This window comes from Rhizobium leguminosarum (assembly GCF_001679785.1).
Taxonomy (GTDB): Bacteria; Pseudomonadota; Alphaproteobacteria; order Rhizobiales; family Rhizobiaceae; genus Rhizobium; species Rhizobium leguminosarum_R.
Map to the genome: position 1 here is coordinate 138,097 of NZ_CP016292.1, position 15,252 is coordinate 153,348.

Below are 15,252 nucleotides of genomic sequence, written 5' to 3' on the forward strand. Positions count from 1 at the left end.
CAGCGCGGTGACGGTAAGGCGAAGCGCCTAATCGAACTGCGGCGAACTCTAGGCGATCCTCCATTCCCCGGCTTTGCGGCCTTTATCGCCAATCTCTCCGATATCGAGAGCCTTCCCGCGACCTGGCAGGCACCTCTGTCTGCGACGAGCGGCATCTATCTTCTGACCTGCCCGAGAACGCGCGAGCAATATGTCGGCATGGCGTCGGGTGTCGACGGCTTCATCGGCAGGTGGCGCGAATACTTTGCAACGGGCCACGGCGGTAATGTCGGGCTTAAGAGTCGCGACCCCAGCGACTACCAGCTATCGATCCTTAAACGGTCGGCTCGACCGCGACGACCGCGGACCTCGGGGAGCTCGAACGACGCTGGAAGGACAAGCTGCAGAGCCGGGAAATGGGCCTTAACAGGAACTGACATGACAAAAGCAGATCAGATACGCTCATTAGCGGCGGATGGCCTGAAGGCGGCGGACATCGCTGCTCGATTGGGGATCCGCTATCAGCATGCCTACAATGTCATCAATGCCGGTCCGCGTCGGACGTTGGAAGCGGCGACCAAGCCGTCCCCCATCGGTCGACCGGAAACGCGCCCACAAAGCAAACCCGCGCTCACGACCGACATCCTGATCAGCGGCGGCTTTACACGGGTCGGACGCTGGATCATCTCGGGGGACAGCCTTGCTGTCGAAACGCCTGCGCCGAAGTCCAAGGGTGTCTATGCCTTCGTAAAAGCCGGCGTCGCGCTCTATGTCGGCGTCGCAACAAAAGGGCTCGCGGGCAGGCTCTATTCATATGGGCGCCCGGGGATCTCGCAGCGAACCAACCAGCGCCTCGAAGCCATCATCATGGCAGAGCTGTCAGGCCCTGAGGCCATTGAGATCTTCATAGCCATGCCTCCAGATCTCGAATGGAATGGCCTGCCGGTCAACGGAAGTGCGGGCCTTGAACTCGGATTGATCGAGAAATACTCGCTTCCGTGGAATATCCGCGGCGCCACTGCGCTCGAAGCCATAGCCGGCCCGAGTCAACCGGCGTTAGGCCGAGATCCGGGACAAAAAATGTAGAACATCGGAGAAATCAGCATAGCGACGGCCGCTCGGCCGGGATTTCGGGAATTCTCGACACGGCACTGCCGGAAGTAGCGCAGCCGCAGGAGGCTTAGCATAGCGCCGGTCAGCGGAAGCCGGGACCGACTGCGCCCGGCGGGGGCGTTCCGCTTCAGGCTGCTGCCTGGTCGTCCGAGACATATTCCCTCAAGCCGTCGAAGACTCCCAGTCTTTTTGGCGGAGCCTCCTTGACGCATCGTTGGGGCGGATCGGGGCCAGTCGATGACCATCGCTTCGATAAGAGGGCCGAGGCCGTCTCCTTCTTAATCGATCTCGTCAAACAAAAAAGCCTACGCGGTTGGGCGTGGCCACGGGCGCATAGACACAAGGTTGTGCGTTCTAGCTCAGATCGAAGCAACGCAGGATTGACCAATGCACTGGCTACAGGCGCTATTGCGCAACTCCTTGAAGCTGGGTTGATTCGCCCCGGAGAGATCCATGGCCGTCGTCGATGCTCGAATTCTTATTCTCTGCAAGACCTACCCGTCGCCGAGCGGAAAGTATGCGGAGACGACGTGTGTTGCTGGGATGGACGAGAGTGGCAAGCTGGTCCGCCTCTTCCCGGTTCCTTTTCGTCTTATTGCCACGGGTCAACAGTTTAAGAAGTGGCAGTGGATCCGTGCGAAGGTTGAAAAAGCGCGCAAAGATCATCGGCAGGAAAGCTTGACCATCAAGGTCGACACGATCGAAGGCGAAGCCGTCGTTCAGCCGGGCAAGGATTGGGCCGAACGAAGACACCTGATCTCGCCCATCCATGTCTACGATCATTTCGATAAGATAGATGCCGAGCAGCGGGCCAGCGGTATGTCGCTCGCCATGTTGAAGCCGGCGCGGATCCTTGGTCTGGATATCGAGCCAGTCTCGAATCCCGAATGGACCGAAGAGGAACTGGCGAAGCTAGTGCAAGAGCAAAAGCAGGGCGGTCTCTTCGATGATGAAGACAAGCCATCGATCAGGACCCTGCAGAAGCTTCCCTTCGACTTTTACTACCGCTACCAGTGCGGCGAAGGTCCAGGCGCGAAAATGTTCAGGCACAAGCTTGTGGACTGGGAGGTGGGTGCTCTCTATTTGAACTGTCATCGCTCCCATGGAGCCGACTGGGAAAAATACTTCCGGGACCAACTCGAAAATAAGATTCCAGCGAAGGACCTGATGTTTCTCATGGGCAACCAGCACCGGTTTCAGGACCAGTGGTTGATCATCAGCCTCATCTATCCGCCACATCTTGCCCAGGGGCTGCTGCTATAGCTAAAGAGCTACGACCGCTTCGGAAGCCGGTCCTGGTTTCGGATGTACCGTGCAGGATCGTCGCCGAAGAGATGCGTCATCTCGTATCCGAAAGCGCCCATGCGTTCGCCGACTATGAATCGGTGGCAGGTTTTCGGATCGCGTTCGAAGCAGAGGAGGCAGACCGCCTGCTCCTCGGAGGCGGTCGCGAGCTCTTCAATTGCCGCGGCTACTTCGGGAAGGTCAACATGCCCGGAATAGATCGAGCGGAACCGATCGTAGTCGCCCGCCTTCGCCGCTTCACGGCCTTCTTTCGGATCGCCAAGCTGCTGCATCGCGAGATACTTGATGCCGGCTTTTTCAAGATGCTCCCGCAAAGCGTTCTTGGAGAATCCCTTCTTGCGTGACAGGGGAACTGCCCGGACATCTGCTACCGCTTCGATTCCGACGGCGGTCAGCGTCTTCACGAAACGCTCGATGTCGGTGCCCTCGTAGCCGATGGTGTAGACTGTCTTCATGCGATGCTCCTTCTTCGCTCGTGATAGCGAGCGTCGCTGGCCTGACGCTTGCCTAGCGCGAACGCGCCTCGATACTGCATCGGGGAGGGGGCCGCCAGAGGGAAACGCCGATTTCCGCGAGGGCGGGTAACCTGGCCGCCGCTATTGACTTGCAATGCCGAAGACCTTCTAGCCCGAGTTTCTGTGGACGGCCCGCATCGCGCGTTTGCAGGAATCTTGGCCAGCCTTGTACCTTCCCGGTCGCTAAACGTTACAGGAGAGATGGAGATGGCACTGAAGTGGACCGCGCTTGGTGTCCTGCCGAACATTAACATGATGTCGGACGTCTTTGCAGGCGAGCACATGGCGCTGGTGGGCTTCCAGGATGATCGCTTCCTAGATGCCCTCGCCAACGGTCCAAACCTCCAGACCTTTCTCTCGAAATTCGAAGGCAACCACGGTCAGCGGCTAAGACCGAGCCTGCTGGTGAGATCGGATGCCTATCCGGATCGCCCGAACTCGGAGGCAATTTCGAGCTTCATGGATATAGTTGTCGCCTGTGTCGTGCTTGATGCCAGAGTGAGGGCGGTGACATGGCGCAGGAACGTCGGCCCGTTTCATACCGATGCCTTCGAGATCTACCCGTGGATGATCGACCCGCAGGGCAAGAGACTCGTCGCCGGTAACGCCGCGCTGTGGGCAATCCACGAACTCGACAAGTTCCGCGGCGCGGCGTCGGCGGCCGTTCCGGTCCAGGACGTCGGAAACGAGCCGGCGCATCCCCGGTTCTTCAAGCAGCTCCTCGCGCTATGGAAGTCCCGGTTCATCGACGGGCACAACGATTGGACGTCGCGCGCTATTCTACGGTCTCTGAAAATGGCTGCGTCCGCGATGCGCCTGTCGTCTCCTACCGGTTCCACCGAATCCTTCTACGACTACGGTCGCGTCCTGTCCCTGTGGGTCAGCGCGTTCGAGATCCTCGTGCATTCCGGAGCGACCGGCAAGGCGACCCGTCAGAGGGTGCTCGACCTGCTGAAGTCCATTCCATGGCAGAGCGAGATGGCGAGGGAGGAGACACATTCGGCTGACTTCGGCGGCGGAAAGACCTTCGACCTCCGGCTCGCGAATGCGCTCTATATGAAGATGAATGACCTGAGGAACAACTTCCTTCATGGAAATGCCGTCGAACCAGAGGACTTCCGACTCAAAAACGGGACGTTGATCCTGTCCTTCCCGGCCGCAATATTCCGGATGGCTCTTGCGACAATACTGGGCGATCCGGATGGGGTGACATCGGAGCAGGTCATTGCGGGTGAAAAAACTCGAGAGGAATACGGCAAGCACCTGCAGGCGACGAGGTTCAGGAACGACTGCGAGGAATGCCTTCTGGCGGCAGTCAAACCGCAGACTCCCGACGACGAATAGCAGCTTCCGACATTACGAATCAATTGGTAATGTAATATGTCAAAGCTGATTAGTGCTGCGACGTCGCCGGCCAGTTAGAAACGCGACACTTGCGCTTCTGCTAAGACGGTATCAACGTCCCAGGACCGGACTGTTGTCCTTGAGGATAAAGTTGACGGCATATTTTTTGCCGCCGATATCCAGCCTTGAGCGCGTCGCTGACCAGGCCGAAATTCGTCTGCTTCGGAAAATGGGCTCAGCGGCCTGGATCGGGCGTTCGCCCAGGCGACATTGATCGTATTGACACCCGAGGCGAAGGAATTGCGGACGCTCGCCGGTATGGCAAATGCTGCAGCGGCGCCTCCCGCGATGCTGGCGGTGACGCGCAGAGACCGCGCCGTGTGATATCCAGATGCTTGCCCAAATTGTCATCCCAGACCAAGAGCGTTGGATAAATCGTCAGACCGCGACCTCTCTCTCCATGCGGGATCGCAGGCGGTTGCGGAGAAAGCCGCCGGCTTCCTCGATCGACTGCATGCCCTCGTCGAGCATCGGCGCGAAAAGCTGCCAGGAATGCACCATCCCCTCGAAGATATTGAGTTCGGCGGACACGCCTGCGGCCTTGAGCCTTTCGACGACGGTCACCGAGTCTTCGCGCAGGATCTCCCAGGACCCGATTTGGACGAGCGTCGGCGGCAGGCCGGTAAAATCGCTGTAGAAGGGAGTCACCGTCTCCGACTTGCGGTCGCCGGTGCCGACATAGACCACGTTGAAAAGTTCCATGAGCTGCGGTGTCAGCAGCGGCGCATCGGTGACGGAATGATGAGAGTCGCCTTCACCTGCGAGGTCGAGCGCAGGCGACATCAGCACAAGAGCGTCGGGCTGCGGCAGGCCTTCCTTCTTCGCCCGGACGGCGACCGAGAGCGCGAGATTGCCACCGGCGCTGTCTCCGATCAGTGCAATCGCCGCAGGATCGTAGCCCTGTGCCAATGCCCATTTGTAGACGGCGAACGCGTCGTCATGTGCAGCCGGCGCCGGGTTTTCGGGCGCCAGCCGATAGTCGGCTGCCAGCACAGCAGTGCCCGACGTCCGGGCGAGATGGGTTGCGATCACCCGATGCGATCGGCTCGATCCGAAGAAGAAACCGCCGCCGTGATAGTAGATGACCAGTCTGCTTTCGTCAGTCTCGTCACGCCGGATCAGGTCACCGCCGCAGGGGCCGGCCGGCACCCGCTCGATCATCGAGCCGTCGGCGATCGGCGTTTCTGCGTTGATGCCCTCGAACCACTCCCGCATCATGGCAGGCGAAGCGTTTTTGGGCGGCGGGTTTTGGGCGCTGATATTGAGTATGAAATCGAGTTGGGCTTTTGACATGGTTTCTTACCTGAAATGCCGGATGGGAAGGGCCGGCGCGGCCATCCGCACCGGCTACGGCATGCGCACGATCGGCTTGATGGTCTTGCCGCTCTCGGAATCGTGGATTGCCTGGTTGATCTCGTCGAAGTCGTAGAATTTCACGAGCTTGTCGAACGGGAACCGGCCCTGGGCGTAGAGCTCGGCCAATATCGGAATGAAGGTGTCCGGGTTGGATTCGCCCTCGACGATCCCGATCAGACGGCGACCGCCGCTCATGAAGTGCACTTCGTCGAGATTGATCTCGGTGCCCATGGCCGACGCGCCGAGAATGCCGCAGGCGCCCATCGGCGCCAGCGCCATCACCGCGCTGCGGATAACGCTAGAAATCCCCGTCGTATCGAGCGCGAAATTCAACCCGTAGCTCGTGATCGCTATGATCTCAGCTGTCGCATCCACCTTGCCGGGATTGATCGTGTAAGTGGCGCCGAGTTCGCGCGCCATGGCCAGCCGCTCGTCATTCATGTCCACCGCGACGATGGTTGTCGCGCCGACGACCTTGGCGGCCATCAGGGCGGAGAGGCCGACCGAACCGGAGCCGAATACGGCGAAGGATTTGCCCGCCGAAACCTTGAGCGCGTTCATGACTGCGCCCGCACCGGTCTGGATACCGCAGGCGAGCGGTCCCAGCAATTCGAGCGGCGCCGTATCCGGTACCTTCACGACATTCACCTCATGGCAGATGGCGTGGGTGGCGAAGGATGACTGGCCGAAGAAGTTACCGTGAATACGCTCGCCGCCTGCCGAAAGCGCGCTCGAGCCATCCGTGCGTGCGGCAAAGAAATTGCGCGGGAAAAATTCGTGGCAATAGCTGATGTGGTGATCCAGGCAACTCGGGCAGTGGCCGCAGGAATTGAAGGTCATAACCACTTTGTCCCCGGCCTTCACCTTCGAGACGGCGCGACCGACTTTCTCGACAATGCCGGCCCCCTCATGGCCGAGTACCACCGGCAGCGGCGTCGGCAGCATGCCATCACGCACGACGATATCGGTATGGCAAACACCCGTTGCCACGACCTTCACGAGGATTTCGTTATCCCTCGGCTCCTCGATATCGATGGTTTCGAGGCTGAGGCTGGCGCCTTGCGCGCGGGCAATCGCAGCTTCTATCTGCATGGCAATCTCCGACATGAACTGGCAAGCGCGGGGGATGCGGGCCACGACGCTCGCATCCCGGTCCTGGGAGTGATCAGAAGGGATAGGGGGTCGCTGCGTCCTTGACCGAGATCCACTTCCAGGTGGTGAATTCCTCGATGTCGGCCGGCCCGCCGATGCGAGTCCCGTTGCCGGATTTGCGCGGGCCGCCGAAGGGAGCGAAGGGGCCGCCATTGACCGTCTGGTCGTTGACATGGACCATGCCGACATCGAGTTCGTCGGCGATCCGCACTGCACGGCCGGTATTGGCGGAAATTACCCCGGCGGCGAGGCCGTAGTCGCTGTTATTGGTGAGTTCGATCGCCTCTGCTTCGGTTGCGAAGGTTACAATGCAGGCGACCGGGCCGAAGACTTCCTCATCGAAGGCCCGCATGCCGGGCTTGACCCCAGACAGCACGGTGGCAGCATAGAAGCGACCGTCATGGGTGCCACCAATCAGCAGCTTCGCGCCCTTGGCCACCGCATCTTCTACGATCGCCTGAATGCTCGCCACCTGACTGTCCGAAATGATCGGGCCGAGCGCGACCTGATTGGTGGAGGGATCACCGGCGGGGAGGTGTGACGCCTTCATAACCAGTTTGGCTGTTAAGGCTTCGGCGATCTTTTCATCGGCGAGGATTAGGCCCGTCGCCATGCAAATCTGGCCCTGATGCAGAAAGGCGCCCCAGGCCGAATTGGAAGCAGCGATGTCGAGATCGGCGTCGTCGAGCACGATAAGCGAGTTCTTGCCGCCAAGCTCTAGCTGAATCTTCTTGAAGTGCTTGCCGGCAATCTCGGCGACCTTCGAGCCGGCCCTGGCAGATCCGGTGAAGGAGATCATCGCGATATTGGCATCGGTGCACATCGCCTCGCCGGCGTCAGCTCCACCGGGCACCACCTGCAGCACGCCCTTGGGCAGACCGGCTTCCTCGAAGATGCGGGCGATGATGATGCCGCCCGAAATCGGCGTGCGCGGATCGGGCTTGTGGACCACGGCATTGCCGAATGCCAGCGCTGCGGCAATCGAGCGGATCGAAAGCACGAGCGGGAAATTGAAGGGCGAGATCACGCCGACGATGCCATGTGGCACACGCTTAGCATAGTTGGCCCGGCCGTCCATCGACGGGATCATCATCCCCATCGGTGCTGTGGCCAGCGATGCTGCATGGCGGATGAAGAGTGCGCCATGCTCGATCTCGATGCTGGCCTTCGGATTATCGAGCCGGATTCGCGCATGATCCAGGGGATCAGTTCCGTGCCATTCTGCTCGAGCAGGTCGGCGGCTTTGAACAGGATGCGCGCCCGCTCGGTCGGCAATGTCTTGGCCCAGATTTTTTGCGCGGCGCGTGCCTCGGTGGCAGCACGGGCGATATCGGCGGCGCCACCAACGCCAACCGAGGCGATCACCGCGCCGGTCGCCGGATCGGTCACATCCATGACGCCCGCTGCCGTCGTCTGCCAGTCGGCAAAGAAGGCACGCCCCTGCCAGCGTTCGGTGTCCAGGAAATTCTGGTTCTGATTGTTCATCATCTTCCTCCTCAAAAATATCCGTCGGCCGTTTGCAGGTGCGGGCACAGCTTCGCCGTCGCAAGATCGAGCGCTTTTGTCCAGACTTGCCGCATTGCCGTCACATGGCTGTCTGTCGATGTCCTCCTGCCGCCTCTTCACGCGGTTCGAGGTTAAAGTCGCAAAGGCCGTGCCAGAATTTACGGCGAGCTAGGCAGCCGTCCGAGATAGATCCTAAGGCCTTGAGCGGGTGTCATTTTTAAGGCAAGATCCTCACGCGCAGCGCCTTTAGCGAAGTCGATACCGGCGCTGCGCCCACCCTCACCGAACTCACCGAAGCGCTTCACTTCGCGCTCGGCGACGGCGGCCGGATATGGCTCAACGACCAGCGGATGGTGCTGATCCAGTCCCTCGTGCTCGGAAGGCTCAGGTAGGAGATCATCGACGCATTCGGCACAGAGACCGCCAAGGCCTCTTCATGGGCGTGGGCTATATGCAGGGCGTTCGCGATGCCGAACTGATCCAGGAGAGCCTTGGTGCACGGATCGTTTAGCGGTCGTGGTGTAGGGGATCGGCAACCTCAATAACCGATCTGTGACCTTGATGCCTTTCAAACATAACGCCGCCCGCCGCCATCGCATCGGCAGGATGAAATTCAAGGTGACGAACTGGCCGGAATATGAGGCGGGGTTACGGCGACGTGGCAGCTTGACCCTGTGGCTGACACCGGAGGCGCTTGCCATGTGGCTTGCTCCACGCCGAACGACGCTGGTGGCCAGCCTCGTTATTCCGATCTAGCCATCGAGACCGCCTTGACGCTGGGCCTGGTGTTCGGCTTGCGGCTGCGTCAGGTCGAAGGATTATTAGGATCGGTGCTGCCCTTGATGGGCTTGGCGCTCGCTGTCCCCGATCATACCACCCTGAGCCGTCGGGCGCGAACAGGGCAATCGCCCAACAAGGCGCATGACCTCCAGGGTCGACCGGACGGGCCAGTGCATATTCTTGTCGACAGCACTGGACTGCAGGTCTACGGCGCGGGCCAATGGTTGGAGGAGAAGCATGGCGCCAGATCCCGCCGTGGTTGGCGAAAGCTGCATGTGGCACTGGATGCCGATAGCAGCGAGATCATTGCACATACGATGACCGACCAGGACGCGGGCGACGCATCGCAGGTGGAGCCGTTGCTCAACCAGATCGATGGTCGGATCGGGCAGTTCACAGCCGACGGCGCCTATGACGGGAAGCCCACCTACGACGCGGTCACCGACCACAGTGCAGCTGCCGTCATCGTCATTCCCCCGCGCGCCAACGCGATCGAACCAGCCGGCGATCAATCTCCCGGACAAAGGGATCAGCATATCGCTGCAATCAGCAGAGACGGGCGAATGAAATGGCAGGCCTCCACCGGCTACGGCAAGCGCTCGCTGGTCGAGACTGCCATCGGCCGATACAAGTCCACCATCGGGCGGCGTCTGCGGGCTCGGTCGTTTCACGCTCAGCAGACGGAAGTGGCCATCGGCTGCGCCGCCCTCAATCGTATGCTTGCATGCGCACGCCCTAAATCCATCCGCCGCAATGGACCGACCACATAGATAGCCCCATCGCAGATCCAGATCCGCTCAAGTCCCGATCCATGCACCAACGCCATGCCGCAGTCGACAGGGTGATTTCCCGCCACGTGCTCATGGCGGCGTTTTGCAGTTTTCGATATTCGGCAGTGGTCGTCTTCTTGCGTTGAAGATGGAACAGGTTTGCGATCGGGCCATGCATGGAGATGAAACGCGGGCATGCCCTGCCGACTTGAACCGGGCGTGTCGCAAAGCGGTCGGCCGAACGCGTTGAGCTGAAATACGTTCTGCTCTTCACGCCTGATTAACCATTTGAAGTCCGAAGAGACGCGCGAGCAGATCGTTCTGATCATTGACGGTCTTGCGGAAGAAGCGCTTGGCGGCATCGAGATCGCGCTTTGCAGTCAGAAGGAAGTCGATTGGGTTTCCGTGCTTGTCGATGGCACGGTACAGGTAACGCCACTTGCCGCGGATCTTGACGTAGGTCTCGTCGATCCTGACCGAACCACAATGCGGGCGCCGAAACTGGCGCAGCCGCTTCTCGATCATCGGAGCATATCTCCCGGAGCGAACGGGATAAGTCGCAACCCGAAAGAGCATGGGTGGCTGATCAACGCAAAAAGCCGACACCATCGCTCCTGACGACAAAAACGAGAAGGTCAGGTAGATTCCACCGGACCCTCGTTCATTTTACATCCCCGGAACGAACATCAGGTTGCCGCTTTTGGTTTGGCTGGCTGGAACCTCCTCCTGAAGCACGTCCCAGTGTTCGATGATCTTGCCTTTTTCAACGCGGAACATATCGACCGCGATCATCGGTTTGGGACCAAAACCTGTGTACCGACCGCGCACCATGACAATGTTGCCGTCGGCGACAACGGCACCCATTTCATATTTGAAGCCCGGCGGAGTGTTGGATACAAATCCCTTGATGACGTCCCTGCCGTTGGGAAACATGGGATTGTGTTGGATATATTTCTGGCTCCAGTATTTGTCGACGACCGCCGGATCATGATCAATGAAGACGCCGGCAACAGCCTTGATGACCAGTTCCTTGTTTTGCGCAGGACCCGCTTGTGCAGCGCCTGTAAGGCTTACGACGGCGACAGCCGCAAATACGCCAGCGCGCATGAAGTTCTTCAAAGACATAGGTTCTCCAATTCAGTTGACTATCGAAATGCAGCTCTCCTCAGCTGTGTCGGATCGCCGGGGATGAACCCCCACAAATCCTGAGACCTTAGTTAGAGAATTGGCCATCTCGTTGTAAGAAGGCAGTTTTTAATTCGTTGGTTACATGTAAGGAACCATGCGTGTCGGACGTGCTCTAATACGGCATCTTGCTGAATTCGACTCACGGGCTTCCCAAAACGCGAGGCGTTGGTGCGCGGATATGAAATCGAGGGCATTTCGATCTTTGATGTAGTTGGTTATGCCTGCGTGACTTGACGCCGGATAGACTCCGGGCGTCCACATGCCAGCATGCGGTTGAGAACGATGCAACCGATGGCAACCTCGGTCTGTTGAGCCGGAAAGGAGCGGGCCCGCAGGCGCGATCCGATCAGCCCCTTGTATCGTCCGATGGCGGTTTCGATCAGCGCACGCTTGCCGTAGCCGGCGGCTGCCTGCCATTTCAGCCGACCGTCGCTTGCGATTGCGGCAATGTGCTTGTCCCTTTGACCAGGCGGTCCGGTATCACCGCTTTCCACCGCCGTGGAACGCGGTGGAATGACGATGTTCGCGGTTGCGCTGTGCTGCAGGATAGACCGATAGGTTGGTTTGCCGTCATAGGCTCCGTCGGCCGTGAACTGGTCGATCTCGCCGTCGATCTGATCGAGCAGCGGTGCCACCTGGGAAGGATCATCCGTTTTCTGGTCTGTCAGCCCATGGGCAATGATCGCGCCACTTTTGGCATCCACTGCCAGATGCAGCTTGCGCCAGTTGCGACGTGATCTGGCGCCATGTTTTTTCTCCAGCCACTGCCCGGCGCCGTAGACTTTCAATCCCGTGCTATCGACAAGCACATGCAGCGGGCCGTCCGGCAGCGGCGGGTTTCGTCGGGCTGATGGCTCCCACTTCTGTGCCCGACGGCTCAGCGTCGTATGATCTGGAACTGGGACTTTCAGCCCCATGAGATCCAGCAGCGAGTGGAGCAATCCCTCGGTCTGGCGCAGCCGCATTGCGAAGACGCAACCCAGCGTCAGCGCAGTCTCAATGGCGAGATCGGAATACTGGGCTTGGCCGCCGCGGGTCTTGCGTCGCGGAGCGCGCCATCCTGCCAGTGCCTCCGGCGTTACCCATAAGGTCGGGCTACCACGCCGGCGCAGACCTGCTTCGTAGTCACGCCAATTCGTCACCCTGAATTTCATCTTTCCGACGTGATGACGACGATCGGCGTTGTGTTTGTACGGCATGGCACTCGGATCAAACTGATTTCGATCCTGCCTGCCTATCGCCAAACCGTTGACAAAGGATCCATGCACCAACGCTGCATTGATCAGCATCGTTCTTTGACGAACAAGCAGCTCTCGGGCGCGGTGCAGCATCAGCACTCCTTGCGGTGATGTCAGGTTAACTCGATCAAGTAAGCTTTCGGCATGCTGGTTGGATCAGGCCGCTGTCGCGGTGACCGCCTTCAAATGTGCCATCGCCGTGAGGCGATGCAGATGAACAGCGGTGGCAGAGTGGTTGGAGCGTGCGGGGACGAAGAGATTTCGGATCGCGGAGAACACACTGACGAAACGTTGCAGCGAACCCGGCGAGCGAAATCGCTGCATGATCCGCTCCCGTTTCCGCAGAGGAAGATGCGAGTTTTCGGCGCGGTTGTTCAGCCCCTTGTGTGATCGATGCTCGACGGTGGGCATCACATGCCGCCGTGCTGCGCCATAAGAGCGAAGCTTGTCGGTGACGATCCGCTTCGGCAGACATCCCTGCTTCTTCATCAACCGCGTTAGCAGACGCTTGGCAGCCTTGGTGTTGCGGCGGGTCTGGACGATCTCGTCGAGAACGTAGCCGTCCTGATTGACGGCGCGCCAGAGCCAGTGTTTGCGTCCGCCGATCGTCACGACCACCTCGTCCAGATGCCACACATCATCTGGGCTTGGCGCCTTCCGCCGCAAGCGGCGCGCATAATCCGGGCCGAACTTCCTCGCCCAACACCGGATCGTCTCATAGGAAACCACGATGCCGCGCTCCAGCAGCATTTCTTCGACCCGTCGCAGGCTCAGCGGAAATCGGGTGTAGAGCCAGACCGCATGGGCGATCAAAGAGGGCGGAAAGCGATGCCGTTTGTAGCTGACAGCATTCAGGTTCATGGCGCCGAGCTAATAGCGAACGCCTTCAAGGAAAGTTAATCTGACATCACCACCCACGGCGCTGACGTTATCGAATTCAACGGACGGATGCTCGACTCGCCGCACTTGAAATCAGTCACATACATTCGCGCCATCTCTGATATTGCCCGATCAGCGGCGATGTATACGGATACAGCCGCTTCTAAGCGCGTTTTAAGACAATTGGTTTCATTTTTCTGCTACTCGCTTGACGCAATGTATACATTATGGTCTCTTTCTCAAAAGAGGAGGATGGTTCATGGAGAGGTCGACTTTTCCGCTCAACGCCTGGTACGCCGCTGCCCATGACGTCGAAGTCAGGCGCGTCCTGCTCGCGCGGCGCATCTGCAACAAGCCGATCGTCCTGTATCGCAAGGAGGATGGCACTGCGGCGGCATTAGCGGATGCATGTTGGCACCGTCTGGTGCCGCTGTCGCTCGGCCGGCTCGAGGGCGACAAGGTGATCTGCGGCTATCACGGCCTGGAATTCGACGATACGGGCCGCTGTGTATACATGCCGTCGCAGCACACCATCAATCCGTCGGCCTGCGTGAAATCCTACCCGATCGCGGAGAAGCACCGCTTCATCTGGATCTGGCCGGGCGATCCGGCGCTTGCCGACCCTGCGCTCATTCCCGACCTTCACTGGAACGACGATCCCGATTGGGTAGCCGACGGAAAGCTGATCGAAGTGAATTGCGACTACAGGCTGGTCGTGGACAATCTCATGGATCTGACCCACGAGACCTTCGTGCATGGCACCTCGATCGGTGACAGGGCGGTCGCGGAAGCGCCGTTTGTTGCTACCCACAACGAAAAATTTGCCGTGGTGACGCGATGGATGGAAAGGATCGATCCGCCGCCCTTCTGGAAGAAGCAATATGGAAAACCGGGCAAGGTCGATCGCTGGCAGATCATTCGCTTCGAAGCGCCCTGCACCATAGCCATCGACGTCGGGGTCGCGGCGGCGGGCACAGGGGCGCCGCAAGGTGATCGCTCCCGGGGCGTCAACGGCTATGTGCTCAATACGATAACGCCCGCGACGGACCGGACCTGTCTTTATTTCTGGGCGTTCGCCCGTAACTACGACATTCGTAATCAGGCGCGCACCCATGAATTGCGAGAAGGAGTCGCCGGCGTGTTCAGCGAGGACGAAGCCGTGCTCGAAGCCCAGCAAAGGGCTATCGAGACCAATTCCGACCACGTCTTCTACAATCTCAACATCGATGCGGGCTCGATGTGGGCGCGCAAGCTGATCGACCGGATGATTGACGCGGAGTCTCAGCCCACGCGCGCGGCCGCGGAGTAGATCATGGCCGATGCTATCGATACTGGCCCTCGGCAGCAAACGCTCAAGGCGTTGCAAGGGTTGCGGGACATAGTGCTGAAGGGCGAGGTCGAGGCGGGCGAGCGCCTCTCGGAGGTGGCGCTTTCGACGCGGCTCGACGTTTCGCGCACCCCGCTTCGAACGGCGCTGCAGCGGCTCGAACAGGAAGGGCTTGTCGAGGCGATCGCATCCGGCGGCTTTGCGGTTCGCCGCTTCAGCCGGAACGACGTAATCGACGCAATCGAGTTGCGTGGCGTTCTCGAAGGCACCGCAGCCCGTCTTGCGGCGGAACGTGGCGCGCCATCCGCGGGACTTCGCCAACTCGCGGGTGTCGTGGCGGCACTCGATGCAGTGGTCGCGCCGGGCCCGGAAAACCTGGATTTTGGCCGCTATGAGGAATTGAACGGCGATTTTCATGCGACGCTCGCCGCGCTGAGCGGCAGCGATATCATCAGGCGGGAGATCGCACGTGTCACCGGGCTGCCTTTCGCGAGCCCCAATGCCTTCGTCAACGATCAGGTCGACATTCCCGCCTTTCGCCAGTCATTGCTGCTCGGCCAGGTTCAGCACAAGGCCATCCTGTCGGCGATCGAGGGACGCGAAGGCGCGCGCGCCGAGGCGCTTGCGCGGGAACACGCGCGGCTGGCCCGCCAGAATCTCGATATTGTGCTGTTCGACACATCCCAATTGCGCCACCGGGTCGCGGCACTCGCTCTGATGGCCGGTTGACTGCATCTTCG

At 59.9% G+C, this 15,252-nt stretch carries 12 protein-coding genes and 3 pseudogenes; 7 read left to right on the forward strand and 8 right to left on the reverse strand.

The window, feature by feature from the left end; genetic code table 11:
* Nucleotides 1-417: 417 nt before the first annotated feature.
* Both BA011_RS45865 and BA011_RS39015 read left to right on the forward strand, forming a co-directional pair.
* A complete protein-coding gene (locus BA011_RS45865; RefSeq protein ID WP_065284746.1) occupies nt 418-1,065 on the forward strand; it encodes a GIY-YIG nuclease family protein in 648 nt (215 codons plus the stop codon).
* 480 nt (nt 1,066-1,545) lie between these two features.
* Complete coding sequence (locus tag BA011_RS39015) at nt 1,546-2,355, forward strand: hypothetical protein (RefSeq protein ID WP_011654722.1); 810 nt, start codon at nt 1,546-1,548, stop codon at nt 2,353-2,355.
* Between the two features lie 8 nt (nt 2,356-2,363).
* Here BA011_RS39015 and BA011_RS39020 read toward each other — a convergent pair whose 3' ends face one another.
* A complete protein-coding gene (locus tag BA011_RS39020) occupies nt 2,364-2,852 on the reverse strand; it encodes a DUF488 family protein (RefSeq protein WP_011654721.1) in 489 nt (162 codons plus the stop codon).
* A 261-nt stretch (nt 2,853-3,113) separates the two neighbouring features.
* On the opposite strand from BA011_RS39020, the gene BA011_RS39025 reads away from it, so the two are divergent.
* Nucleotides 3,114-4,256, forward strand: coding sequence for a hypothetical protein (locus BA011_RS39025; RefSeq protein ID WP_237352879.1), 1,143 nt, complete (start codon nt 3,114-3,116; stop codon nt 4,254-4,256).
* A gap of 438 nt (nt 4,257-4,694) precedes the next feature.
* Here BA011_RS39025 and BA011_RS39030 read toward each other — a convergent pair whose 3' ends face one another.
* The 3 genes and pseudogenes from BA011_RS39030 to BA011_RS39040 form a co-directional block, all read right to left on the reverse strand.
* Nucleotides 4,695-5,609, reverse strand: a complete 915-nt coding sequence (locus tag BA011_RS39030) for an alpha/beta hydrolase (protein WP_065284748.1) — start codon at nt 5,607-5,609, stop codon at nt 4,695-4,697.
* A gap of 54 nt (nt 5,610-5,663) precedes the next feature.
* Nucleotides 5,664-6,764, reverse strand: a complete 1,101-nt coding sequence (locus BA011_RS39035; RefSeq protein ID WP_065284749.1) for an NAD(P)-dependent alcohol dehydrogenase — start codon at nt 6,762-6,764, stop codon at nt 5,664-5,666.
* A gap of 73 nt (nt 6,765-6,837) precedes the next feature.
* A pseudogene (locus BA011_RS39040) lies at nt 6,838-8,309 on the reverse strand (benzaldehyde dehydrogenase).
* A 350-nt stretch (nt 8,310-8,659) separates the two neighbouring features.
* Between BA011_RS39040 and BA011_RS45875 the strand changes: the two are divergent.
* Both BA011_RS45875 and BA011_RS39050 read left to right on the forward strand, forming a co-directional pair.
* The gene (locus BA011_RS45875) at nt 8,660-8,722 is read left to right on the forward strand and encodes a hypothetical protein (RefSeq protein ID WP_237352885.1); all 63 of its coding nucleotides are present in this window, start codon (nt 8,660-8,662) and stop codon (nt 8,720-8,722) included.
* Between the two features lie 169 nt (nt 8,723-8,891).
* A pseudogene (locus BA011_RS39050) lies at nt 8,892-9,880 on the forward strand (IS5-like element ISRm33 family transposase).
* Between the two features lie 321 nt (nt 9,881-10,201).
* On the opposite strand, the pseudogene BA011_RS39055 reads toward BA011_RS39050, so the two are convergent.
* The 4 genes and pseudogenes from BA011_RS39055 to BA011_RS39070 form a co-directional block, all read right to left on the reverse strand.
* A pseudogene (locus BA011_RS39055) lies at nt 10,202-10,414 on the reverse strand (DDE-type integrase/transposase/recombinase); the annotation flags it as partial.
* 132 nt (nt 10,415-10,546) lie between these two features.
* The gene (locus tag BA011_RS39060; protein ID WP_151343794.1) at nt 10,547-11,005 is read right to left on the reverse strand and encodes a nuclear transport factor 2 family protein; all 459 of its coding nucleotides are present in this window, start codon (nt 11,003-11,005) and stop codon (nt 10,547-10,549) included.
* A gap of 278 nt (nt 11,006-11,283) precedes the next feature.
* Entirely contained in the window at nt 11,284-12,267 is a 984-nt protein-coding gene (locus BA011_RS39065) for an IS5 family transposase (RefSeq protein ID WP_065284814.1), read from the reverse strand.
* A 195-nt stretch (nt 12,268-12,462) separates the two neighbouring features.
* Nucleotides 12,463-13,167: an IS6 family transposase gene (locus BA011_RS39070; RefSeq protein WP_065284751.1), complete on the reverse strand. Its 705-nt coding sequence runs from the start codon at nt 13,165-13,167 to the stop codon at nt 12,463-12,465.
* 277 nt (nt 13,168-13,444) lie between these two features.
* On the opposite strand from BA011_RS39070, the gene BA011_RS39075 reads away from it, so the two are divergent.
* Together BA011_RS39075 and BA011_RS39080 are read left to right on the forward strand one after the other, a co-directional pair.
* Nucleotides 13,445-14,494, forward strand: coding sequence for an aromatic ring-hydroxylating dioxygenase subunit alpha (locus BA011_RS39075; protein WP_065284254.1), 1,050 nt, complete (start codon nt 13,445-13,447; stop codon nt 14,492-14,494).
* A 3-nt stretch (nt 14,495-14,497) separates the two neighbouring features.
* On the forward strand, nt 14,498-15,241 hold the full coding sequence (locus BA011_RS39080) for a GntR family transcriptional regulator (protein WP_065284253.1): 744 nt from the start codon (nt 14,498-14,500) through the stop codon (nt 15,239-15,241).
* Nucleotides 15,242-15,252: the final 11 nt, after the last annotated feature.

Bases quoted from the DNA above. Each gene is read 5' to 3' on its own strand.
- BA011_RS39075 (WP_065284254.1), top strand. From the start codon at position 13,445: ATGGAGAGGTCGACTTTTCCGCTCAACGCCTGGTACGCCGCTGCCCAT.
- BA011_RS39080 (WP_065284253.1), top strand. From the start codon at position 14,498: ATGGCCGATGCTATCGATACTGGCCCTCGGCAGCAAACGCTCAAGGCG.
- BA011_RS39020 (WP_011654721.1), bottom strand. From the start codon at position 2,852: ATGAAGACAGTCTACACCATCGGCTACGAGGGCACCGACATCGAGCGT.
- BA011_RS39025 (WP_237352879.1), top strand. From the start codon at position 3,114: ATGGAGATGGCACTGAAGTGGACCGCGCTTGGTGTCCTGCCGAACATT.
- BA011_RS39035 (WP_065284749.1), bottom strand. From the start codon at position 6,764: ATGCAGATAGAAGCTGCGATTGCCCGCGCGCAAGGCGCCAGCCTCAGC.
- BA011_RS39030 (WP_065284748.1), bottom strand. From the start codon at position 5,609: ATGTCAAAAGCCCAACTCGATTTCATACTCAATATCAGCGCCCAAAAC.
- BA011_RS39070 (WP_065284751.1), bottom strand. From the start codon at position 13,167: ATGAACCTGAATGCTGTCAGCTACAAACGGCATCGCTTTCCGCCCTCT.
- BA011_RS39060 (WP_151343794.1), bottom strand. From the start codon at position 11,005: ATGTCTTTGAAGAACTTCATGCGCGCTGGCGTATTTGCGGCTGTCGCC.
- BA011_RS45865 (WP_065284746.1), top strand. From the start codon at position 418: ATGACAAAAGCAGATCAGATACGCTCATTAGCGGCGGATGGCCTGAAG.
- BA011_RS39015 (WP_011654722.1), top strand. From the start codon at position 1,546: ATGGCCGTCGTCGATGCTCGAATTCTTATTCTCTGCAAGACCTACCCG.
- BA011_RS39065 (WP_065284814.1), bottom strand. From the start codon at position 12,267: ATGCCGTACAAACACAACGCCGATCGTCGTCATCACGTCGGAAAGATG.